Annotated in this window: 16 protein-coding genes; 6 read left to right on the top strand and 10 right to left on the bottom strand. The window is 69.6% G+C overall.

Annotation, left to right across the window (positions count from 1 at the left end; genetic code table 11):
• The first annotated feature begins 98 nt into the window (after positions 1-98).
• Positions 99-1,856 carry a hypothetical protein gene (locus OIE13_RS18815; RefSeq protein WP_326637993.1) on the top strand — a complete coding sequence of 586 codons (1,758 nt, stop codon included), beginning with the start codon at positions 99-101 and terminating at the stop codon, positions 1,854-1,856.
• Between the two features lie 275 nt (positions 1,857-2,131).
• Here OIE13_RS18815 and OIE13_RS18810 read toward each other — a convergent pair whose 3' ends face one another.
• From OIE13_RS18810 to OIE13_RS18770, 9 genes are all read right to left on the bottom strand, one after another.
• Positions 2,132-2,629, bottom strand: a complete 498-nt coding sequence (locus OIE13_RS18810; RefSeq protein WP_326637995.1) for a hypothetical protein — start codon at positions 2,627-2,629, stop codon at positions 2,132-2,134.
• A 67-nt stretch (positions 2,630-2,696) separates the two neighbouring features.
• Positions 2,697-4,478: an NAD+ synthase gene (locus tag OIE13_RS18805; RefSeq protein WP_326637997.1), complete on the bottom strand. Its 1,782-nt coding sequence runs from the start codon at positions 4,476-4,478 to the stop codon at positions 2,697-2,699.
• A gap of 44 nt (positions 4,479-4,522) precedes the next feature.
• Positions 4,523-5,461, bottom strand: a complete 939-nt coding sequence (locus OIE13_RS18800) for a TolB family protein (protein WP_326828465.1) — start codon at positions 5,459-5,461, stop codon at positions 4,523-4,525.
• Between the two features lie 58 nt (positions 5,462-5,519).
• Positions 5,520-7,625 (bottom strand): sensor histidine kinase, encoded by a 2,106-nt coding sequence (locus OIE13_RS18795; RefSeq protein ID WP_326828464.1) that lies wholly within the window; start codon positions 7,623-7,625, stop codon positions 5,520-5,522.
• Positions 7,626-7,627: 2 nt separating this feature from the next.
• A complete protein-coding gene (locus OIE13_RS18790; RefSeq protein WP_326828463.1) occupies positions 7,628-9,121 on the bottom strand; it encodes a BTAD domain-containing putative transcriptional regulator in 1,494 nt (497 codons plus the stop codon).
• An 85-nt stretch (positions 9,122-9,206) separates the two neighbouring features.
• Entirely contained in the window at positions 9,207-11,129 is a 1,923-nt protein-coding gene (locus tag OIE13_RS18785; protein WP_326828462.1) for a sensor histidine kinase, read from the bottom strand.
• 275 nt (positions 11,130-11,404) lie between these two features.
• A complete protein-coding gene (locus OIE13_RS18780) occupies positions 11,405-12,352 on the bottom strand; it encodes a terpene synthase family protein (RefSeq protein ID WP_326638007.1) in 948 nt (315 codons plus the stop codon).
• A 161-nt stretch (positions 12,353-12,513) separates the two neighbouring features.
• Positions 12,514-13,059: an EF-hand domain-containing protein gene (locus tag OIE13_RS18775; RefSeq protein WP_326828461.1), complete on the bottom strand. Its 546-nt coding sequence runs from the start codon at positions 13,057-13,059 to the stop codon at positions 12,514-12,516.
• Positions 13,060-13,094: 35 nt separating this feature from the next.
• Positions 13,095-13,988 carry a terpene synthase family protein gene (locus OIE13_RS18770; protein WP_326828460.1) on the bottom strand — a complete coding sequence of 298 codons (894 nt, stop codon included), beginning with the start codon at positions 13,986-13,988 and terminating at the stop codon, positions 13,095-13,097.
• A 183-nt stretch (positions 13,989-14,171) separates the two neighbouring features.
• Between OIE13_RS18770 and OIE13_RS18765 the strand changes: the two genes are divergently transcribed.
• The 5 genes from OIE13_RS18765 to OIE13_RS18745 all read left to right on the top strand — a co-directional run bounded on the left by OIE13_RS18765 (position 14,172) and on the right by OIE13_RS18745 (position 22,136).
• Positions 14,172-15,533 (top strand): glutamine synthetase family protein, encoded by a 1,362-nt coding sequence (locus OIE13_RS18765; RefSeq protein WP_326638013.1) that lies wholly within the window; start codon positions 14,172-14,174, stop codon positions 15,531-15,533.
• Between the two features lie 375 nt (positions 15,534-15,908).
• Positions 15,909-16,634, top strand: coding sequence for a hypothetical protein (locus OIE13_RS18760; protein WP_326638015.1), 726 nt, complete (start codon positions 15,909-15,911; stop codon positions 16,632-16,634).
• Positions 16,635-16,767: 133 nt separating this feature from the next.
• Positions 16,768-17,469 (top strand): type 1 glutamine amidotransferase, encoded by a 702-nt coding sequence (locus tag OIE13_RS18755; protein WP_326638016.1) that lies wholly within the window; start codon positions 16,768-16,770, stop codon positions 17,467-17,469.
• A gap of 207 nt (positions 17,470-17,676) precedes the next feature.
• Positions 17,677-20,658, top strand: coding sequence for a bifunctional [glutamine synthetase] adenylyltransferase/[glutamine synthetase]-adenylyl-L-tyrosine phosphorylase (locus tag OIE13_RS18750; protein ID WP_326830300.1), 2,982 nt, complete (start codon positions 17,677-17,679; stop codon positions 20,656-20,658).
• A gap of 233 nt (positions 20,659-20,891) precedes the next feature.
• Positions 20,892-22,136: a hypothetical protein gene (locus tag OIE13_RS18745; protein ID WP_326638018.1), complete on the top strand. Its 1,245-nt coding sequence runs from the start codon at positions 20,892-20,894 to the stop codon at positions 22,134-22,136.
• A 17-nt stretch (positions 22,137-22,153) separates the two neighbouring features.
• On the opposite strand, the gene OIE13_RS18740 is transcribed toward OIE13_RS18745, so the two are convergent.
• On the bottom strand, positions 22,154-22,765 hold the full coding sequence (locus OIE13_RS18740; protein WP_326638020.1) for a C40 family peptidase: 612 nt from the start codon (positions 22,763-22,765) through the stop codon (positions 22,154-22,156).
• Positions 22,766-23,080 lie beyond the last annotated feature (315 nt).

The raw sequence follows: 23,080 nt of genomic DNA, 5'->3' as shown, positions 1-23,080 counted from the left end.
TTTTCGCTGTTTTCTTCACACTCTCGGTTGTAGGGAAGTCGGGGTAACATGTTGAGGCTTTGTTATCCCAGCGTCTCTATCCGAGGAGACCAGGCGAAATGGTGGAGTTTGTCGGCATTGATCCGGCGGGGGCGCGACGCCTGATCACCGCCATGGGCGATGCCGCGCAACGGGGCCGGGTGTTGAGACCCTCGCTGGCCGCCTCCATCGCCGAAGCGGGCATCAACTGGCCGGCAGGTCCCGGTGCGGAGGTACTGGACAACGTCGGACGGTTTCTCGACGAGGCGCAGCGGGACCTGACCTGGCGGACCCAGACGATCGAGCGCGTCGAGGACACAGCACCGAAAAGCGGCCTCAAGACTGCCGAATTCGCTTTCGGTGACGCCACCACGTCCCAGCAAGCCGGGGCACTCGCCGGAAAACAGACCCTGGCGGCATGGCACGACTATCTGAAGGATCCCAGCGTTCAGAACTGGGCGATGGTCCAGGCGGCGCTCCGGGAGGGGCAGGGCAAGACCATCGACGCCGCCTACTCGACGGGGCTGCTGACAACGCTTGGCAGCGCCACCTTCGGAGCGATCTTCGCCGCCGTGAGCTCGCGGAACCAGAACGACCCGCGCGGTTACAGCCCCGGGAACCTGAAGAAGGCGGGCAAGGATCTGAAACCGCTGGCCGAGGCGTTCGCCTCGGCGGATGCGGCAGGTACCCTTCCCCGAGGTCTGCGCGACCACGCCCTGGGTGGCCTCCCCGTAGGCGACATGGCGGCACTGCTCGGCCTGGCCCGACAGTCGCGCGAGTTCGTCCTCGCGGCCGGCGCCAAGCTGCTCCAGTACAGCGGCTCACGCGTGTCGGGAAAGGATTGGAACATCTACTGGCTGGCCAAGGCGCTGAGCCAGGATGTGGGAGCGACCCAGCGATTTCTGGTCTCAGCTGAGAACGCGACGTTGCTGTTACGGCCCGAGGTGGTCAACGGTCTCGAAGGCACGGACTTCGAGCAACTACTCGCCACCGCTCTGGACGGGGCACTGGCTCCGGGGGCGGGAGACACGACCCTCCGCCGTGACTCCTGGCTCAACATCATCGATCTCTACAGCAGGAGGAACTTCTGGCCTGCGCTGTCCGCCCCGTCTCCGGTCGGCCAGATACTCGCCACACACATCTCACAGTACTTTCCCGAACTTATCGCGGTCTGGAATCAAGAAGATGATGTTGTAGATGCCGCTGCAGGTAAAGAGTGGAAAGGTGTTGACTCTGGAAGAATCGCCAGTTTTTTTGGAGGGTTATTGCAGAGTCCTGGAGCGCTGGTGCCGCTTAAGAACGGCTACGGTAAGTTTCTATGGAGCCTTGACCTGGGTAAAGAGCATCCTTTTGGTGATGCCTCGACGGAGGGTGCTCGACAGGAACAGCGTGATCGCTTCTATAGAAAAGCGGTGACATCGGGGGCCTTAGCGTCGATGTTGTTCAGTGGACTACACGCGGCTGATCTTTCCGCAGATGAAACCGATAAGATCATTACAGAGCTTCTGGTGCTTCCGCTGGATATTCTCACTGCAGGGGTCGGTGGTAAATTCATTAATGGCGTAGTACGTGATACATCATTCGGCAAGGCGCTCGATATAACTCAGAAGAATCCTTTGAAAGATTTCATCGAGGACTTCTTCGACGATACGAGAGCGGGGGATGCCTCGGACTTTTTCGACGCCCTCGTTGACGCTCAAGTATCCGCTTTCAATGTTTCTCGCCAATTCCATGGGAATCCGGCTATCGGCGATTCCGACCTAGGTCAGCTCAGGGCAGTGTTCTCTGGTCAGTTGACCCCGGTCTTGAAGTCCGCGCTCAAAGCACGTGGGGGGTAGTGATAATGGAGCCGACTGAGTTGATGCGCCAGGCTGAGGCGAAGGAAATGCTGGCTGACAGGTTTGATGGCTATATGAAGAATCTTGAAATGCTTCTTGATCGCATCAAGACCAGTTCGGTTGGTGACGGTCGGATTTGGGCGGGCCCTGCTGCTCAACGTTTTGACGATGACCTTGTTCGAAAGCGGTCAGAGATCGCTCGCCTCACCGATCAATGTCAGAGTGCCGCACGCAATCTACGGCAGAACGCGTTACAGCTCCGGGAGCGGGCTCACCTATTGAAGACCTCGCTCTAATGGGCTGGGCGCTGATAAGCAGTCGGTCTTTCCGATGATTTCTATATTAGGCTTGGAGGCTTGTACGAGAACAATAAGGGTGATTCCTGGATCGTTCTTTCGAAGTATTCCCACGCTTCGGCCGGGCTGTGCCCAGCTGGAATTTCGATCTATTTCGTAGCCGATCTCTTTTATCTTGTCACGTAAAGGTCGTCCAAACAGGTCGGCTCGCTCGGCAGGTGTGGACTGAATGTCTTCGCCGAAATCGCCGCTGATTTGATACAGGCGAAGCGCGGTATCGCTCTTTGAGCAGTTTGAGAAATCATCGTTCCCCTTGCCGGTCCTGTCGACCGTTTTCTTGTTTGTCGTCGGATAGAAGGGTTCGAGCTTCTTCATGTCCTGGGCCAGCACCTGGGCGGCCTCGTCGAGGGTGGGGCTGCTGTTTGTGCAGCCGGCCACCAGTAGAAGTAACAGAACGCATCCCGCGACATGACGCACCCTGTCGACTGTACTGATCATTCTCCTGGCAGGGGAGTGTGATACCCAGAAACGTTCCCAGACCTCGTCAGCTCTTCTCGCGCCAGCGGTTGGTGATGGGCAGGCGGCGGTCGCGGCCGAAGTTCTTGGGGGTGATCTTGGGGCCCGGGGGATACTGGCGGCGCTTGTACTCGGCCAGGTCGACCAGGCGGATCACCCGGGCGACCAGTGCGGGATCGTGTCCGGCGGCGATCAGCTCGGCCGAGCCCATGTCCTTCTCGACGTAGTCGTCCAGCAGCCGGTCCAGGACCTCGTACTCGGGAAGGGAGTCGGTGTCGCGCTGGTCGGGGCGGAGTTCCGCGCTGGGTTCCTTCTCGATCGAGTTCTCCGGGATCGGCGGCACCGCGAACCCGTGCAGGAACTCGCCCGAGCGGCCCGCCTGGGCGTTGCGCCAGCGCGACAGCTCCCAGACCAGGGTCTTGAGCACGTCCTTGATGGGCGCGAAGCCGCCCGCGGAGTCGCCGTAGAGGGTGGAGTAGCCGGTGGCCAGTTCGCTCTTGTTGCCGGTGGTGAGGACGAGATGGCCGTGCTGGTTGGACAGGCTCATCAGGAGCATGCCGCGCACCCGGGCCTGGAGGTTCTCCGCGGCCAGGCCGGAGAGCTCGATCTCCTTCTCGAAGCCGCTGACGATGTCGGCGATCGGCACGGTCCTGGCGTTGATCCCCTGCCGGTCGACCAGCTCCTGAGCATCGCTCAGCGAGTGGTCGGAGGAGTAGCGGGAGGGCATCAGCACCGCGTGCACCCGGTCGGGTCCGAGGGCGTCGGAGGCGATCGTGGCGGTCAGCGCAGAGTCGATGCCGCCGGACAGGCCCAGGATGACCGACCCGAAGCCGTTCTTGGCGACGTAGTCACGGACCGCGAGGACCAGCGCCGAGTAGATCTCGGCGGTGTCGTCGAGGTGCTCGGAGATCGTGGGGGGCTCCGGCTCGTACGGCTCCAGGGGGCGAAGCGACAGCTCCAGACGCTCCACCGTGATCACGCTGTTGTCTCCGGCGTCCACCTGGAACTCCCCGAGCCCCCCGTATCTGGCCTCGGGCAGCTCCAGGTCGGTGACCAGCAGCTCCTCGGAGAAGCGCGCCGCGCGCGCGATGAGCTCGCCGGAGGCGGAGACGATGAGCGAGTCACCGTCGAAGACCAGCTCGTCCTGGCCGCCGACCTGGTTGACGTAGGCGAGGGCGCAACCGGCCTCGCGGGCGCGCCTGGCCACCAGCGCCAGCCGCACGTCGTCCTTCTCCTTCTCGTACGGCGAGGCGTTCGGCACCACCAGCAGCCCGGCCCCGGCCTCGGCCGCCACCGCGACGGGGCCGCCCTCCTGCCAGAGGTCCTCGCAGACCGCGATCGCCACGTCGACGCCGTGCAGCCGGAAGATCGGCAGCCGGTCGCCGCGGACGAAGTAGCGGTACTCGTCGAAGACGCCGTAGTTGGGCAGGTGGTGCTTGGCGGTCTTGACGACCACCCGGCCCCGGTGCAGCAGCGCCGCCGCGTCGAGCGGTGCGCCCTTGGGCTGACCGACGCGCGGGGCGAGCCTCGCGCGGTCCACGTAGCCGACGACCACCGGGGTCTCGCCGAGTCCCGCCTCGTCCAGCCGCCGCGCGGCCTCCTCGATCGCGGAGATCGACGCCTCCACGAACGAGGTACGCAGCACCAGGTCCTCGACGGGATAACCGGTCAGGAACATCTCGGTGAAGACGACCAGGTGCGCGCCGCGGTCTGCGGCGCGCCGGGTCCACTCGACGAGCCTGTCGGTGTTGGCGGCCAGGTCACCGACGGCGGGGTTGCTCTGGGCCAGGGCGATACGGAGTTGAGCCACGCGCCCATCCTATTGGGACGTGCCCGGGGATCAGCGGAGAGATGTCAGTCGAGGATGCCGAGCAGCCCGAGGTTCCTCGCCCTCGCGGGCTCGGTCACCCGCTGGAGCTCCCTGCCCGAGTGGGAGAGGATCACGATCGTGTTGGCGGTCGTGCCCTTGACGCGGACCGCCAGGCGGCCGTCGCGCAGGTAACGCGCGCCCAGTAGCCGCCCCTTGACCGGGATGGTGATCTTCGCCCCGGTCTTGGTGTCGTAGATCGACGGGGAGAACGACAGGGGCCAGGAACCGTCACCGCCCGGGGCGTTCGCGCCGATGGCGTTGACCACCACCCTGCGGCTGTCGGGCGACAGGCTCTCCACGTGGTTGGCGAGCTTGATACCGGGAGTGCGGTTGGATCTGCGCCATCTGGTGTCCAGGAGGTAGACGCCGTTGACGTCGCCCGCGTACCCGGCGAGAGTCCTGCCATCGGCCGACCAGGTCAGGTGACAGGGGCCGAGGGTCTTGCCGGCGTTGAACCAGTCCTTGCCGTCGGTGCCGGCCACGGCCACGGTCGTGGCCGTGGCCGTGCCGCGCACCGGATAGGCGATCCGCTTGCCGTCGGCGGTCCAGGCGGGGGTCAGGCAGGGACTGCCGTAGGCGGCGTTCTTGGCGATCACCCTGTCCCCGGTGGCCGACTTGACGTGCAGCCTGCTCTTGTCGTCGATCCAGGCGACCTTGCCGCCGTCGGGTGCGACCGCGAACTGGCCGGAGAACGCCCCGTCTCCGGCGGTCAGGCGACTCCAGCCTCCCCGGTGGGTCAGCACCTCGACCCCGCTGCCGCCGTGGCGGAAGTAGACGGCGCCCGCCACGGGAGCCGCCGGGGATGAGGTCGTCCGAGGTGATGCCGTCGCGGGGGCGGTGACTCCGGTGGACCCGGCGAGCGCGGGAGCAGCGGTGGCAGACACGGCGAACGCGGCGCCGACGGCCAGTGCCCAGTACTTCAAGAAGATCTCCTCGGGTCAATTCTCTAACGGAGTTAGAGCCCCGAGAGGGGTAAAAGGTTTACAGGTGGCCGGCTGCGATCGGCAGCACGGCTTCCACGACCGTGCCGCCGCCGGGGGCCGCCCCGATCACGCAGGTCCCGCCCAGTTCGGCGGCGCGCTCGCGCATGGAGAGCATCCCGACCCCCGAGCGGGGGCCGGTGGGCAGCCCGTGCCCGTCGTCCTGGACACGCACCACCAGCGCCTCACCGAGTCGCAGCGAGATGACCGCGGAGCTGGCCTTAGCGTGCTTGCGGACGTTGGTGAGCCCCTCCTGTGCGATGCGGTAGGCGGCCACCTCGGCCGCCGCGGGCAGGTCGGAAAGGTTGCCCTCGGTCTCCACGGCGACCTGCGGCGTGCCCTCCTGGACGAGGGCCCGTACGGCCCCCGCCAGGCCCAGCTCGTCGAGGGTGGGCGGTCGCAGGCCGTACACCAGTTCCCTGATCTCCTCGCTGACCGTGTCCATGCCGTCGCGCAGCTCCGCCAGGAGCCGGTCGGCGGAGTCGGGGGCGGTGCGCAGGCTGATCCTGGCCATGTTGATGGCCATCGCCATGTCGGTCAGCGCGTGGCCGAGCCCGTCGTGCAGGTCCCTGCGCAGGCGGCGGCGCTCCTCCTCGCGGGCGGTGAGGATGCGCTCCCGGGAGTGCTGCAGGTCGGCGGTCATCCGCACCGCGTGCACCACGTCGGCCACGTACGGCGCGGTCACCGCGATCAGGCGATCGTTGTGCGCCGCGGCGAACCTGCGGGGGCCGGGGGAGCCCAGCAGCAGCAGCCCGACCGGCTCGCCGTGCCAGACCAGCGGTACGCCGCGTGGCGCCGTGCCCAGCAGGCCGACCTGTATCTGCCTGGCGCCGGGCTCGTACACCTCGACCGCGACCCCGGTGACGCTCAGCCCGTCCTTGACCACCGCGGCGACGGCGGCGAGCGCGTTGGTCGGCTCGGTCTCGCGGACCTCCCTGGCCAGGCGCGCGGCGAGCGCCCGCGGGTCGCCGTGCGTGCCGTACATGAGCCGGTCCACCAGGCCCCTGAGCCTGTGCCGGAGCGGATGGAAGATCACTCCGGCGAGCAGGGCCGCCACCAGGCCGCTGATCCGGTCATATCCCGACAGGGCCAGTCCGGCGACCGCGCCGACCGCGTAGATGACGCTGACCGCGGCGATCAGCCCGGCGGCGACGAAGGCGCGGCTGACCACGGTGTCGATGCCGTAGAGCCGGTAGCGCAGCACCGAGAAGGCGATGGCCACGGGGACCAGCCCGGCCCAGATCATGGAGGCCAGCAACCAGTCGGGTCCGGCGAGCAGGCAGGCGACGTGGACGGCGAACGCGAACAGCGGCCAGGCGATCTGGCGGCGCAGCACGGGGTCGGCCCGCCGGAAACGCAGCACCAGGGAGACCAGCGCCAGGACCACGAGGGCCAAGATCAGGAAAGAGGTCACCTGGCGTGCCGCCAGGTTGTAGGGAGCCAGGACATCCACTGCGAGCGGGTTGGGGATGATCCGCGGCCAGGGGTAGCTCGCCGGGTCCGGTGCCGGACGGATGAGGTTGAGCAGTGTGTCCGTCACCAACACGAGCACGGCGACCACCAGCACCGGCCGCCAGCGCCGTGAGGGCAGCCGGCCGTCGGGGGAGTAGAGCGGGAGCAGGACCGCCAGCATGAACGCACCCGTTCTTCCCGCGATCATGAACCAGCGGAGGTAGCCGGCGCCGGCCAGGTCGCCCGCCGCCGCGAGGGTGAACATGGCCGACGAGGAGAAGAAGTTGACAGCGCACATCAGGCCGCCCACGCACATCAGCCATGCCGTGGCCGGACGCGAGCGATGGGCCAGCAGGAAGGCACCCACCACGGGAAACATCAGCCCCGTTGCCAACTGGGACACGATGGTCGGTTCCGGCTGCCAGTCGGGCGGCAGATCGAGGTGGAGTACCACCCCGCCCGCGATAAGCCCAACGGAGAGGACGGCCATCGCCACGGCGGCGAGCCGCCGTGGCGAGCGCAGCAGGGCGCGCGCGAGCGGAACGGCGGGCTCGATGGGGAGGCCCGCGGTCACGGTGAGCGCGTCGACGGCCCGCCTGGGCACGCCGCCGACGCCGTCGAGCACCCGGCCGTGCTCCCGTGCCCGCGGGTGCATCGCTATCTGCCCACGTCGCCGGGGTTGACCAGCCCGGACTCGTACGCGGTGACGACGAGCTGGGCACGGTCGAACAGCCCGAGGTGGTCCAGCAGCTTGACCACCGACTGCGAGACCGAGTGCTCGGAGACCGCCAGGGTCGCCGCGATCTGCCGGTTGGTCAGCCCTCTGGCGACCAGCTTCATCAGGTCGAGGTCCGCGTCGCCGAGACCGGCCAGGCCGGGCGGCGCGGACGGGTTGGTGCGCCCGGCGAAGGCCGCGATCAGGCGGGTGGTGACGGCGGGATCGATCAGCGCGTCCCCTGCCTGCGCGGCTCGTATGGCGGTGATGAGCTGCTCGGGCGCCGACGTCTTGAGGACGAACCCGCTCACCCCCGCGCGCAGTGCCGCGTAGAGGTTGTCGTCCGTGCCGAAGGTGGTCATCATGACGACCTTCGGCGGTGTCTCGTCGGCCAGAATCCGCCGCGCGGCGGTCAGCCCGTCCAGCCTGGGCATCTGGATGTCCATCAGCACCAGGTCCGGAGCGGTCTCCCGGACCACGGCGATCGCCTGCTCGCCGTTCTCCGCCTCCCCGACGATCTCGAAGCCGGGCTCGCTGTCCAGTACCACGCGCAGGCCGGTGCGGACCAGTGCCTGGTCGTCCACCACCACGATCCGTAGCCCGGGCAGCGCCCGTGCCCGCTCTTCGGTGGTCGTCGCGCGCGGCGCCGCCGGTTCCGCCGCACGCGTGGCGACCGGCTCCGTGGGCGGGTCGAGGTGAACGGCCTGGGCCAGCATGTCGGACTCCAGGCGCTGCAGGGCGGCGCCGAGGTCGAGGCCGAGCTCGTCGCGGAGCATCCCCCTGGCCCGCCGGAGCGCTCCCAGCGCGTCCCCCTGCCTGCCGTTGCGGTACAGGGCCAGCGCGAGCAGCCGCCAGGCCTCCTCCCGCAGCGGGTGCGCCGAGGCGTGCGCCTCCAGGTCGGCGACCAGGGCGCCGGAGTGGCCGAGGAGGAGTCCCGCGTCGGCACGGCGTTCGACCGCGATCAGCCGCAGCTCCTCCAACCGGCCCGCCTCGGTCACCGCCCACGGCAGGTCGGAGAACTCGGCCAGGGCCGGACCCCGCCAGAGCGCGAGGGCGGCCTCCAGGCGATCCCACACCTCGGCGGGCTCGCCACCGGTCTTGACCGCGTTTTCGAACGTCCAGGTGTCCACCTGGTCCGCGGAGGCGCGCAGCGCGTACCCCGGCGGGGCGGAGACCAGCACCTCGGCCTCCTCCCGCGGCGCGCGGCCGGGTTCCAGGGCGCGCCGCAGCCGCGACACGTATCCCTGGATGGTCGACAGGGCTTGGGCGGGAGGCTCGCCAGGCCACAGCTCGTCGATGAGCATGGCGACCGGGACGGCGCGGCCACCGGCTACGAGGAGCCGGGCCAGCACCGCCATCTGGCGCTGGCCGCCGAGATCGAGCAGCGTGCCGTTGTGGCGCGCCTGGAACGGTCCGAGAGCACGAAATGTCAGCATTGCAGGCGCAAGGCTAGAGCTACCTGGGCCAACGTCATAGGGCAATACTCACCATCGTTCGCAGGCTGTAAGAAATCATCGGTGGTCAGATCTCCACATTCAAGTTCACCGGAAGTACGGCTTCGACCATGGTGCCCCCTTCGGGAGGTGTCGTGATCATGCATGTCCCACCGAGTTCGGCGGCTCGCTCGCGCATCGACGCCAGCCCGATCCCCGAGCGATGCTCCGCGGGGACGCCGACCCCGTCGTCGTGCACCCGGATGCTCAAGGAGTCCTCGCCGCGTTCCAGCGACAACCGCACCGTCGTGGCGCCGGCGTGCTTGCGGGTGTTGGTCAGCGCCTCCTGCGCGATCCGGTACGCCGCCACCTCGATGGCGGCAGGCAGCCCCGTCGGCTCGCCCCTGACCTCCACGGTGACGCCGGGGCCCGCCATCTCCGCCACCGCCCCGGCCAGGCCCAGCTCATCCAGGGCGGGCGGTCGCAGGCCGTACACCAGGTGTCTGATGTCGCTGGTGACGCTGTCCATCCCGGAGCGCAGCTCGCCGAGCATGCGCTCGGCCGTCTCGGGGGAGACGCGCAGGGAGTGCCTGGCCATGTTGATGGACATCGCCATCCCGCTGAGTGACTGGCCGAGACCGTCGTGCAGGTCGCGGCGGAGGCGGCGGCGCTCCTCCTCGCGGGTGGTGACGATCCGCTCCCGGGAACGTTGCAGCGCGCCGACCAGCCGGACCGCGTGGGCCGCGTCCGCCACGTACGGTGTGAGCGCGGCGATGACCCGTTCATTGTGCGTGGCCGGCAGGTGCCTGGCCCCCGGTGGGCCGATGAGCAGGCGGCCGACGGGCTCGCCGTGCCACACGAGCCGGATGTCGCGCGCCACCTCCTCCAGCGTCCCCGCCGTCGCATCCTTGGGCCGGCCGCCGGAGAAGCGCACGCCCGTACCGGTGACCGCCAGACCGTCGCGCAGCACCTCCAGTGCGGCGGCCAGCCCGCCCGCGGGATCGGTACGCTGCAGCCTGCGCCCGAGTTCGGCGGCCAGCGCCACCGGGTCGCCCTTGCTGCCGTAGAGCAGGCGGTCGGCGCCACGCTGGAGCACCCGCCGTATCGGGTGGAAGAACGCCCCCGCGCAGAGCGCGGCGATCAGGCCGCCGATCCGGTCCACGTCCGACAGGAACAGGCTGGAGGCGGTGCCCACCGCCACGTACACCCCGCCGATCACGCCGACCAGGCCCGCGCCGACCAGCGCCCTGGTGATGAGCGTGTCGATCCCGTAGAGGTGGTACCGCAGCACCGAGAAGGTGATCGCGATCGGGACCAGCGGGATCGTGAACGACGCCAGCCACCACACCGGGTTGCCGAACACCCAGGGAAGGATCACGGTGGCGATCGCGACCAGCGGCCACAGGATCTGCCTGCGCTCCTCCGGGCCCGCCCCCCGGAACCGCGCGGCCAGTGAGGCGAAGGCCAGGAGCATCACCGTGTTGGTGAGCATGTCCAGGAGGAACCTGAGGGGGGACGTGCCCTCCCGTCCGGGCAGGGACATGAAATCCGTGACGAGCACGTCGGCCGCCAGGACGGCGGCCGAGCCCCAGAGCAGCGGCCGCCAGCGCGGGGAGGGCAGTCTGCCGTCCGGGTAGAGCAGCGGCAGCAGCACGGCCAGGAACAGGATGGTCAGTCTCCAGCTCACCCCGGCGACGGTCCAGATCGCCTCGGGCGCGACAGCCCACTTCCGTATCGCGTTCAGCAGAACGAGGTTCGCCGTGAGGCTGTTCAACGCGGAGAACAGCCCGCCCAGGCAGAGTAGCCAACCGATGACCAGCCGGGGCCGCTGGAACACCAGCAGCACCCCGAGGACGGGGAACGCGGTGCCGGCCACGTCCTCCGGCGCGAACGGCAGCGGCGTGTAGGAGGGCTGTTGGAGCTGCGCCGTGACCCAGACGTTGACGCACACCATCGCGATGGACACGCTGGCGGCCAGCATCGCCGCGACCCGCCTCTGGATGGGCGTCACCCTTGGGATCGGCAGGTTCAGCCCGCGCATGAGAGTCCAGGCCCTTCATTTCGTACTTGAAAGGACCTTAACCGGCATTAGATGCAATCCAATCAATAAGCGATTAAAGCAGGAGGATCTTGTGGGGCGCCCGAGAGCCGGCCCGACCGCCGACAGGCCCGCCACACCGGACGGCGGGGGCGTGGGGCAGGGCGCCGTTCCCACCCGGACGGCGGGGGCGTGGGGCAGGAGGCCGTTCCCACCCGGACGGCCTCGGCGGGGTGGGAACGGCCAGGTCACGGCACGTCGTACCGGCTGGACTCCAGGAGCCATTCCAACTGCGCTCTCGGCGCCGCGAGGAACGCGCACGCGACCTTGCTGACCTCCCGGGCCTGGCCGGTCGACAGCTCGAACCGGTCGAACAGCGCCGGCAGCCGGCGCGCGGAGGTCCGCAGGTCCTCGGCGCGGGCGGCGATCCGGTCGTTCACCCAGGTGACGGCGGCGCCGTCGGAGAGCCCGAACGCGGTCGCGGCGACCGTCACGTAGTTGTGCACGTCGCCGTTGGCCCGTTCCTTGTGGTGCGAGGCGACGTCGTTGCACCACGCGGTGACGTCGTTGCAGGCGTCCAGCAGGGTCCGCCAGGTCGTGCTCTCCCGCAGCCCCGCGGGCACCTCCACACTCAGGCAGGGCTCCACCAGATCGAACAGGTAGGGGCCCGCCGTGCCCCGCCGCAGCCGCGGATACTCCGCGGGGGAGGGCACCCGGCCCGCGCACCGGTTCTCGGCCTCGGTGCGGCAGGCCTCGCCCTGCGCCGCCAGCCCCGCCAGAAACCGGTGCCGCCACCTGGTGCTCATCCGCCCCGCGGTGGTCTCCCAGAGGTCGGCGAAGGCGATCTCGACGGCTGAGGAGGCATGGGCGGGAGCGCGCGCGACAAGGTCGAGCCTGGCGAAGGCGGCCTCCACGATCTCGGTCGCGCGCCCGGCGGGCTTCTCGTCCCACTCGTCGTCGAAGTGGAACAGCCAGGTCAGCCATTTGGCGAACAGCAGCGTCGCCGCCATGCCGAACCCGGCGAAGGCACGGCCCGCCATCCGCTCGAACCCGGCGCGAGGGGAAGCCTCCAGCCCGGCCTCGCGGGCCCAGGCGGTGAGTTCGGCGCCGATCAGGTCGACCGAGGGATGCATCCGGCACGGTGCCGACATCGCCGGTACGAGCTCGGCGAGGGGCAGCAGCGAAGCCGCGGCCACCCCGGAGGGGCGCGGCGGCCCTGGGCAACCCGAGGTCCCGGAGGGCTGGGCGGCGAAGGGACGCGCGACGGGGGAGGGGGACGGGCGCAGGGAATGTGGCAAGGGTTGTGAGTGGGGTCGGGGAAAGGTCAGGGGATCGCCGAAAGTCGGGGTGAGAGCCACTACAGCGGACCGAACAGCCAGTTGCCGGCCACGTCCGGATCGGTGCTCGTGTAGAACTGCCGGGTCGCCTCGACCAGTTCGCCCACGGACACCATGCCGTCACCGTCGCCGTCGAGCCGCTCGAAGGCGGCCGCCACGTTCTCACGGGAGGTGCCGAACGCGGCCATCATGACCCAGAGGTCGTCCGGCCCGACGGTACCGTCGCCGTCGGCGTCGCACAGCCGGGCCGCCGCCTCGGCCGCGGGTCCGAACACCGCGTCGAACCGATCGCCCTCGACGAACGCGGAGGTCATGCCGGCGCGGAACTCCGCCGGGGAGATCGCGCGGTCGCCGTCGACATCGATCTCCGCGGCCAGCGTCCGCCAGATTCCCTCGAAGCCCTGGGCGAGCCTGCTGCCGGTCGGGGCGGTCGGCGACTCACCGAAGCCGACGAGGATCCGGGCCCCGAGACCGAGAAGGTCCTCGCGCTTGATGGATCCGCTGCCGTCGACGTCCATGTGCCCGAAGGCACGGTCAAGCTTGCGATTGAGGAGCCTGGTGCTCATCGTTTACCCCGTCGTTACTTGGTGAACTCGAACTGTTACCCTAAGTGACGATAGCGGGGTGTTTCCAGGAGCCACTCCAGATAAGCCCTCGGGATGGTCAAGAAAGCGCATGCCACCCGCGTCACCTCGTGGGAGGCGGCAAAGCCAAGGCCGTGCCGTTCGGTGAGCGCCGGGATCGCGCGGGCCGCCGTCCACAACTCCTCCATCCGGGTGGCGACGCGGTCGATCACCCACTCCTCCGTCGCCGTCCGGTTGGAGCGTTCCAAAAAGGCGCCTGCGGCGCCGTCGCGTCCGGCCGCCGCGTCCGCGCACCAGGTGGTCACGTCGCCGCTCGCCTCGACGAGTGCCTGCCACTGCGGGCTCCGCCGCACCGGGGCGGGCACCTCCACTCCATAGCAGGGCTCCACCAGGTCCAGCAGCAGGCAGCCGAAGGCGTTCGCGTGCTCGCCGACCGCGTGCTCGCCGACCGCGTGCTCGCCGACCGCGTGCTCACCGGCCGGGCGCGCGCCGGTGGACAGCCCGGCGGTGAAGCGCTCGCGCCACGCGTCGCTCATCCGGGGTGCGCACGCCTCCCAGAGGTCGGCGAAGGCCCGCGCGGGCGGCGTCGTGCCCGGACCGCCGCCCGCGGCCACGGCGAGGACCGGGGCGAGCGCCGCGGGCTCCGCGCGCAGCCGCGACATCCAGGTCAGCCAGCGGGCCAGCAGCGTGACCGCGCGGGTTTCGCAGCGGGCGAACGCCCGCCCGGCCAGCCAGGAGGCGGCGGGGTCGGGGGCCAGTCCGGCCGCGTGGGCCCAGTCGGACACGGCGGCCTCGATGAGGTGTATCGAGGGGTGGACGGGGCAGGACATGGCCAGCGCCGCGAGGCGTTCGGTGAGCCTGACCGGTGACGAGACCGTGTGCGGTGGTTCATGAACTTCGGTGCGCGTCATCGTTTTCCCCCGGATCGAACTTCCAGTGGTTCCGGTCGCACACTGTAAGAGGAGACGGGGCACGTCGTGCGGAGGCGCGACACGCGGCTCACTGTTCCTCCTCGTAACGTGTGCGAAACACTAAGAGGGCAAACTGATAGACCATCAGGCGTGTCGCAGCACGTCAGCAATGAAGGAGAAGCCTTGGACCGCCAGCAGGAGTTCGTTCTCCGCACCCTTGAGGAGCGCGACATCCGGTTCATCCGGCTGTGGTTCACCGATGTGCTCGGGTTCCTGAAGTCGGTGGCCATCGCTCCGGCCGAACTTGAGGGGGCCTTCGCCGAGGGCATCGGCTTCGACGGCTCGGCGATCGAGGGCTTCGCCCGGGTCTATGAGTCGGACATGCTCGCCAAGCCCGACCCGTCGACCTTCCAGGTCCTTCCATGGCGCAGTGAGACGCCGGGCGCGGCCCGCATGTTCTGCGACATCCTCATGCCGGACGGCTCGCCCTCGCACGCGGATCCGCGCTGGGTGCTCAAGCGCACCCTGTCGAGGGCCTCCGACATGGGCTTCAGTTTCTACACCCACCCGGAGATCGAGTTCTTCCTGCTGAAGAACCGGCCGGAGGGTGGCGGGCGGCCCGAGCCGATCGACGGTGGTGGCTACTTCGACCACACCCCGCACAGCTCCGGCCATGACTTCCGGCGTAACGCGATCATGATGCTGGAGTCGATGGGCATCTCCGTCGAGTACAGCCACCACGAGGGCGGCCCGGGCCAGCAGGAGATCGACCTGCGCTACGCCGACGCGCTCACCACCGCCGACAACATCATGACCTTCCGCCTGGTCATGAAGGAGGTCGCGCTGGAGCAGGGCATCTGGGCGAGCTTCATGCCCAAGCCCTTCACCGAGCATCCCGGCTCCGGCATGCACACCCACATGTCGCTCTTCGAGGGCGACCGTAACGCCTTCTACGAGCCGGGCGCCGACTACCAGCTCTCCAAGATCGGTCGCTCCTTCATCGGTGGCCTGCTGGCGCACGCCGCCGAGATCACCGCGGTCTGCAACCAGTGGGTCAACTCCTACAAGCGGCTCTGGGGCGGTGCCGAGGCGATCGCCGGAGCCGGCGGCGAGGCCCCAAGCTACATCTCCTGGGGCCACAACAATCGCTCGGCCCTGGTCCGGGTGCCGATGTACAAGCCGCACAAGGGCGGCTCGACCCGCATCGAGTTCCGCTCGCTCGACTCCTCCTGCAACCCCTACCTGGCCTTCGCCGTGATCCTCGCGGCCGGTCTGAAGGGAATCGAGGAGGGGTACGAGATGCCCCCAGGCGCCGAGGACGACGTCTGGGCGCTGACCTCGGCCGAGCGCAGGGCGCTGGGCATCCAGCCGCTGCCCCAGTCGCTGGACGAGGCCATAGCGGTCATGGAGCGCAGCGAGCTCGTCGCCGAGACCCTCGGTGAGCACGTCTTCGACTATTTCCTGCGCAACAAGCGTGCCGAGTGGAACGACTACCGCCGGCAGGTCACCGAGTTCGAGCTCGGCCGCTACCTGCCGGTCCTCTAGCCGCTCCCGCGGCGCCGGCACGGCGGGCGTCCGGGGCACCCACCGTGCCGGGAAGGGCCGTGGGACACGGTCGTGGGACACGGCCGCGCGACTCGTGCCGCGCGGCCGTGATGCGTTTCCAAGGCGGGTAATCCGATGCCGCGCGGCCGTGATGCGTTTCCAAGGCGGGTAATCCGATGCCGCGCGGCCGTGATGCGTTTCCAAGGCGGGTAATCCGATGCCGCCTGCCGAACGTCATACCGGCGTTACCTGGTGCGAACGAGGGCGTCATCGACCCCGGGTTGGCTGTATGTACAAGCAGTCCGATAAAATTGGTCAGTCCAAATACCATGATTTTTGAGGATTAATCGCCATAAAGGCGACAGGAGGTGCGGCATGACGACGACTGCCGAGCTGCAGACCGTGCTGACCGTTCCGGCGCGTTTCCGTGGCCCCGAGGGCTCCGCGAACGGCGGATGGATCGCGGGCACGGTCTCCGAGGCGTTGCGCGGCGCCCGGCACGACTCGGCTGTCGAGGTCACGCTGCACGCGCCCACGCCACTGGATACCGAGCTGTCCCTGCGCCATCTCGCCAACACCGCGACCCTCACCGACGGTGAGAGGCTCCTCGTCGAGGCCATCACGGTCACCGAGGATTTCGACGTACCCGCCTTCGTGCCCTTCAACGAGGCGGCGCGGGCCGAGGGCGGCTTCGCCGGCCTCGTCGAACACGCCTTTCCCGGCTGCTTCGCGTGCGGTCTGCGCGATCCCGGCGACGGCCTGCGGATCTTCCCCGGCAAGGTGCCCGGCACCGACCTGATCGCCGCCGGCTGGCGGGTCCCGATGACCGTCGCCGACGAGGACGGCGCCGTCCCCGACGCGATCGTCTGGGCCGCCCTCGACTGCCCCACCGGCTGGGCGCACTTCCAGCCGGGCGAGTTCGCCCTGCTCGGCAGGCTGACCATGCGGCTGCACCGCCGGATCTATCCCGGCGGCACCTACTCCGTCGTCGCCCGCGCCAATGGCCGCGAGGGCCGCAAGCTCTTCGGGGAGAGTGCCATCTACGAGGTCGACGGCACCCTGGTGGCCGCCGCCAAGGCCGTCTGGATCGCTCCCGCCTAGGTCCTGCCCTCGGACTGGATCGCTCCAGCTAGGTCCTGCCCTTGACCCTCCACACCACCGGTGCCCGCCCTCGCGTTCCACGTGGTCAGTGGGTGAGACGTCACTTATCCCTATTTCAGCCCATAATTTCCGTATGAGAATTATTGTCATCGAGCATGAGGCGGACGCGGGTCTCGGGTTCCTCGCCGGATGGCTGGCCGAGGCCGGGGCCGCCTGCGAGATCGTCCGGCCCTACCTGGGCGAGGCCGTGCCCGAGCGGGCCGCCGACGCGCTGATCGTCCTCGGCGGCGAGGCGGCGGCCTGGGAAGACGAGCAGTACCCCTGGCTGCCCGCCACCCGAGACCTGATCCGCGGCTGTGTCGAGGCGGGCGTGCCGACCCTGGGAATCTGCCTGGGCGCCCAGCTCATGACGCTCGCCTGCGGCGGCGCCGTCGAGCGCGGAGAGCACGGGCTGGAGGTCGGCGCGACCGAGGTCGTCCCACTGCCGGCCGCCGGAGCGGACCCGCTGTTCGCAGGTCTCACCCCCTCCCCCGCCGTCCAGTACCACCGCGACGCGATAACGAGGCTCCCCGCGGGCGCGGTGCCGCTGGCCACCGGCACCCCCTACCCCAACCAGGCCTACCGGCTGGGGGAGAGCGCCTGGGCGGTGCAGTTCCACCCCGAGGCCACCCCGGAGATCTTCGCCGGCTGGACGACCGGCTCGGCCGACCACCTGACCGACCTGGGTCACTCGGTCGAAGAGCTCAACACGCAGGTGAAGGAGGCCGGAGAACGCCTCGCCGCCGCCTGGAAGCCCCTCGCCGAGCGATTCGCCACCGCCGCCCAAACCGCGTGACTGAGTGATTACGTTCCGAATCCGCTAACGACGCCGCACATTTTCAGGATTAGCCTGTGCGGCGACGCTCCGAATGCCCGAGGTACGCGCCGAGGCCGACGCGACCGCGAGGGGCGTGCACCTTTGATCGCTCGGGGTAAGGACTGAGGAAGGGCACCCGTGCTTGTGATCGAAGACCATGGAGGGTCGGTGGAGACCGTGCCCCGGATGCAGACGACTGCCGGGCGCCTGGCCAGGCTCGGCTTCGCCGACGGGGCCAGGGCCGAGCGGCTGCTCGACGAGCTGGGGCCGGAGGCCTTCGGAGACATCGACCTGCTGACCTCGCTGGTCGCCGCTGCCGATCCCGACCTGGCGCTCACCTCGCTGAACCGGCTGGCCGAGCAGGACCCCAGCGTTCTTGGAGCGCTCCGCGCCGACCCAGGCCTGCGTGCCCGGTTGCTCGGCGTCTTCGGCGTCAGCGCCGCGCTCGGCGACCACGTCGTCAGGCATCCGGAGCACTGGCGTCTGCTCGGCGAGACATCGGAGGTGGAGCGCCCGGGCGAGAGAGAGCTCCGCGCGGAGCTGCTGCTCGCGGTCGGCGCCGAGCCCGACGATCCCGAGCCGAGGGCCGCCGACGCCTCCACCGCCACTCTCTCGGCGCTACGTGTCGCCTACCGGGGCCGCCTGCTTCACCTCGCCGCGCGTGACGTCACCGGGGCCGTATCGCTGTCGGAGGTGACCGCCGAGCTGTCCGACCTGGCCGGGGCCGCGCTGGAGGCGGGGCTCGCCATCGCCAGGTCGGAGCACCCGGAGGCGGGGGCGGTGCGATTGGCCGTCATCGGCATGGGCAAGTGCGGAGCACGCGAGCTCAACTACATCAGCGACGTCGACGTCGTTTTCGTCGCCGAGCCGGGAGAGGGGGGCGACGACACCCTCGACGAGCACGGGGCCATCAAGCTCGCCACCCGGCTGGCCCAGGGCATGATGCGCGCCTGCTCGACCAGTACCCCGGAGGGGGCGCTGTGGGAGGTCGACGCGGCGCTGCGCCCCGAGGGCAAGGCCGGGCCGCTGGTCCGTACCCTCGCCAGCCACCTGGCCTACTACCGGCGCTGGGCCAAGACGTGGGAGTTCCAGGCACTGCTGAAGGCCCGGCCGGTCGCGGGCGACGCCGAACTCGGCGAGCAGTACGTCGACGCGGTGAACGAGATGGTCTGGCAGGCCGCCACCCGCGACAAGTTCGTCGAGGACGTGCAGGCCATGCGCCGCCGGGTGGAGGAGCACGTCCGCGGCGGCGCGGCCGACCGCCAGCTCAAGCTCGGGCCGGGCGGGCTGCGCGACATAGAGTTCGCGGTGCAGCTGCTCCAGCTCGTCCACGGCCGTCTCGATCCGCTGCTGCGCCGCCGCGCCACCCTTCCCGCGCTCGCCGCTCTCTCCCGCGGCGGCTACGTGGGTAGGGACGACGCCAAGGCCCTCGCCGAGGCGTACACCTTCCTGCGCCAGGTCGAGCACCTGATCCAGCTGCACCGGCTCCGCCGCACGCATGTGGTGCCCGAGGGCAACGCCGACCTGCGCCGTCTCGGCAGGAGCCTGGGCATGACCGCCGACCCGGTGGGAGAGTTCACCACCAGGTGGCGGCGGCACGCCATGGAGGCACGGCGCCTGCACGAGAAGCTGTTCTACCGGCCGCTGCTGCAGGCGGTGGCCCGGCTGCCCGAGTCGGAGGACCGGCTCTCCACCGCCGCGGCCAAGGCCCGCCTGGAGGCGCTCGGCTACACCGACCCGGCCGGGGCGCTGCGTCACATCAGCGCGCTGACCACGGGCGTCTCCCGCCGTGCCGCGATCCAGCGCACCCTCCTTCCGGTCATGCTCGGCTGGTTCGCCGACGCACCCGATCCCGACGCCGGCCTGCTCGGCTTCCGCCAGGTCTCCGACAAACTCGGCTCCACCCCGTGGTACCTGCGACTGCTGCGCGACGAGACCGCGGTGGCCTCGCAGCTGGCCCGGATACTCGGCACCAGCCGCTACATGACGGGACTGCTGATGAACGCACCTGAGTCGGTCGCGATGCTCGGCTCGGACACCGAGCTGGCCCCCAGGCCCGCCGAGGCGCTGCTGTCGGAGGCACGGACCATGGTCGCCCGCCATCCAGGGGACGCCGAGGGCGCGGTGGCCGCGGTCCGGGGACTGCGCCGCAGGGAGCTGCTCCGCACCGCCGCCGCCGACCTCTCCGGCCTCATCGACATCGAGGAGGTCGGCCAGACACTGTCCGGGCTCAACGACGTGACGATCCAGGCCGCGCTCGACGCCGCGATCGACAAGGTCGAGATGGAACGCCGTACCCCGCTGGGCACCAGGTTCGCGGTGATCGCGATGGGCCGTCTGGGCGGGATCGAGTCCTCCTACGGCAGCGACGCCGACGTGATGTTCGTGCACTCTCCGCTGGAGGGGATGGCCGAGCGCGAGGCCACCGAGATGGCGTACGAGGTGGCCAACGAGCTGCGCCGCCTGCTGGCCCTGCCCGCCCCCGACCCGCCGCTGCTCATCGACCCCGGCCTGCGCCCCGAGGGCAAGGCCGGGCCGCTGGTCCGCACCCTGGCCTCGTACGCGGCCTACTACGAGCGGTGGTCCTCGCCGTGGGAGTCGCAGGCGCTGCTGCGCGCCCGCTTCTCCGCCGGGGACGCCGAGCTTGGGATCGGCCTGCTGCACCTGGCCGACCCGCTGCGCTATCCGCCCGGAGGCATCTCCGAGGCGGCCGTGCTGGAGATCCGCAGGCTCAAGGCCCGGATGGAGGCCGAACGGCTCCCGCGCGGCACCGATCCCGCCCTGCACACCAAGCTCGGCCCCGGCGGGCTGTCCGACGTGGAGTGGGTGGCCCAGCTCATCCAGCTCCGTCACGCCGGGCGTCTCCCGTCGCTGCGGACCACCCGCACCCTGGAGGCGCTGAGCGCGGCGGTCGCCGAGGGCCTGCTCGCGGAGGCCGACGAGGCGATGCTCGCCGAGGCGTGGCGGTTCGCCTCCCGCATCCGCGACGCCGTCGTCGTGGTCCGGGGCCGGGCCTCGGACACGATCCCGGTGGACGTCCGCGAGCGCATGCTCATCGCCCGCGCCCTCGGCTACCCGCCCGACGGTACGGAGGACTTCGTGGACGACTACCGCCGCGCCACCCGCCGTGCCCGCCGGGTCGTGGAGCGCGTCTTCTACGAGGGCTGACCGTTCTCGCGGCCGGACAGGGCCGGGACTTGTCCCGGCCACGCGAAGAAGCGGCGACCCACCAGAAGCCCGCGCGGCGGGCAAGGATCTCCGTCCCCCGGGGGGCGGAGTGGGTGTCGGTCACCTGACTCGGATCGTGAGGGTCGGTCCGCCTGCCCCCCGGGGTCACGAAAACCGACCCGTTTTGGTGATCTCGTTGCGCCGCCGGGGGAGGGCGTGTATCAACGGTCCGGGTGATCTTTTTGATATCGGTTTACATTGATCTGGCCATCGGCCTGATCCTGGCCTTCCTGCTCCTGTCGCTCCTGGTGAGCGGGATCAACGAGGCATTCGTCCGGCTGCTCGGGATCCGCAGCAAGTTCCTCTGGGCCTATCTCAGGGACACCCTGGACGGCTCCGAGGACGGCAGGTCGTGGATCCCGTCGAAGATAGCCGACGTCTTCGCGAAGCTGCCCTTCTCCGGCAATGATCCGCGCCCGGCGCACAGTCCGGATCCGGCGCCCGCGGTGGTCGAGCCGATGCCGGTCGCCCCCGCCGAGGTCCCGGCCGAGGTCTCGGCTGAACTCTCGACCGAGCTCCCGGCCGAGGTCCCGGCTGAACTCTCGGCTGAGGCCCCGGCTGAGGTCTTGGCTGCGGAGGAGAGCGCAGAAGGGGCCGAACCCGGTGAGGCGGGCACCGGTGAGCCCACCGCCGAAGATCTCGGGGGGCGGCCCGCGCCGCCGGTCGACATGACCGCACGGCTGTACGAACGGCTCCAGGAGATCGACCACCCCAAGGGCACCCGCACCAGCATCGCCAACATCCCGCCCGAGCGTTTCTCCGGCGCCGTGATGGAACTGGTCGCCGCCGAGGAGGGCGGGGTCGACGGCCTGCTCGCCAAACTGGAGGCCATCCGCAGCCCGCTCGCGGGCCATCTCAAGGGCATCTGGGAGGGTGCCCAGCGGGACGCGCAGAAGTTCCGGCAGGGCGTCGAGGACTGGTTCAACGGGGAGATGCATCGCCTGTCCACGCTCTACGCCCGCTACGTCAAGTGGGTGGTGTTCGCGCTGGGCATGGTGCTGACCCTGCTGTTCAGCATGGACGCACTGGAGTACGGCAAGACCCTGCTGCGCGACAACGCCTACCGTGCCGGGGTGACCGCCATCGCGGGAGGTGGCGGGGAGGGGTACGCCGCGCTGAGGGACAAGTGCGCCGGTGCCGAGGCCGGTCTCGCCGAGCCGTACCAGTGCGTGACCGAGTCCCTCAGCTCCCCGGCGCTGGTCAAGATCTTCGACCACGCGATCGTGAGCATCACGATCCCGCCCGACGGCTCCGCCGATCCTTCGTTCCACTGGAACGGCGAAGCCTGGTGGGACCGGCTCATCACCCCCGGCCACTGGCCGGGTTACCTGCTCACCATGGTGGCGCTGCTGTTCGGCGCCTCGTTCTGGTGGGACGTGCTACGCCGCCTGACCGGCGTCCGGGGCAACCGTTCCTAGCCCTGTTTCAGGGCACCTCAGAGGGGTCCCGGGTAGCGGAAGTAGCCGACGAGGTCGTCGAGGGCCGCGACGCGATCGATCCGCACCTCGGTCCCGGTCCTCCGTGCATTGATCATCTTTCCCCGGCCGACGTAGACGCCGACGTGATGAGTGCTGACCTTACGCTTGCCGATCTTGCCGTAGAAGACGAGGTCTCCCGGCCTGGCCACGGCGGCGGGGATCCTCTTGAGCCGCTTCACGTGGTCGTCGGTGTTGCCGGGTCCCAGCACGTCGCGCCCGTAGGCCAGGTGGTAGACCCAGCGGGTGAGACCGGAGCAGTCCAGTCCGAGGGTCTGGGTGGCCGGGCAGGGCTGGATCGCCCCCGTGTAGCCCTGGCAGGTGCCGAGGGAGGGGCCAGGCCTCTCGCCGTGACCGCCGCCCCAGGAGTACGGGATCCCGCCGCCCCTCCAGCCGGGTTGGCGCCATCCGGCTTCGATCGCGTACGCGATGGCGGTGGTCCGGTTGAGGGCGACCGGCCAGGTCGGCACCGAGGCGCTCAGCAGCAGGAGCATTCCCAGCAGCACGGCCGCCGCGGCCTGCTGCCGGTGTCCGAGAAGATCGCGAAGTCGGTGAGGGCCGGCCTCTGTCACGTCACCTCGCCTGATTTATCCGCATAAGTCACGACCAGTCTGCCCAACAACCCGGCTCCGCGCGTCTCATGAAGGCTTCGGGGAGACTCTTCGCCCGGTCACCTTGACGGCCGACCCGCGACCGTACGAGGCCCGTCGACTTCTCGCTGCCCGCAGGCTCCACGGGGCCACACGGCACCTACGTCAAGGAGTTCGACTTGTTGGTCGAGGCGCGCGGTCGCTGCCCGCAGGCTTATCTGTCGGTTAGGACACGGGGCTGCTGCCACGCAGGCTCTAGGCGGTCACCCGGGACATCCCGCGGCTTTGGCCCGGCTC

It is taken from the genome of Streptosporangium sp. NBC_01810, assembly GCF_035917355.1.
GTDB lineage: Bacteria > Actinomycetota > Actinomycetes > Streptosporangiales > Streptosporangiaceae > Streptosporangium.
Note: the sequence above shows the minus strand (reverse complement) of the source record. Positions and strands in the feature narration are given on the sequence as shown.

What these genes read in the sequence shown, in the direction of transcription:
- OIE13_RS18815 (WP_326637993.1), top strand. Translation starts at nt 99, where the DNA reads ATGGTGGAGTTTGTCGGCATTGATCCGGCGGGGGCGCGACGCCTGATC.
- OIE13_RS18795 (WP_326828464.1), bottom strand. Translation starts at nt 7,625, where the DNA reads ATGCACCCGCGGGCACGGGAGCACGGCCGGGTGCTCGACGGCGTCGGC.
- OIE13_RS18790 (WP_326828463.1), bottom strand. Translation starts at nt 9,121, where the DNA reads ATGCTGACATTTCGTGCTCTCGGACCGTTCCAGGCGCGCCACAACGGC.
- OIE13_RS18775 (WP_326828461.1), bottom strand. Translation starts at nt 13,059, where the DNA reads ATGAGCACCAGGCTCCTCAATCGCAAGCTTGACCGTGCCTTCGGGCAC.
- OIE13_RS18770 (WP_326828460.1), bottom strand. Translation starts at nt 13,988, where the DNA reads ATGACGCGCACCGAAGTTCATGAACCACCGCACACGGTCTCGTCACCG.
- OIE13_RS18760 (WP_326638015.1), top strand. Translation starts at nt 15,909, where the DNA reads ATGACGACGACTGCCGAGCTGCAGACCGTGCTGACCGTTCCGGCGCGT.
- OIE13_RS18755 (WP_326638016.1), top strand. Translation starts at nt 16,768, where the DNA reads ATGAGAATTATTGTCATCGAGCATGAGGCGGACGCGGGTCTCGGGTTC.
- OIE13_RS18750 (WP_326830300.1), top strand. Translation starts at nt 17,677, where the DNA reads ATGCAGACGACTGCCGGGCGCCTGGCCAGGCTCGGCTTCGCCGACGGG.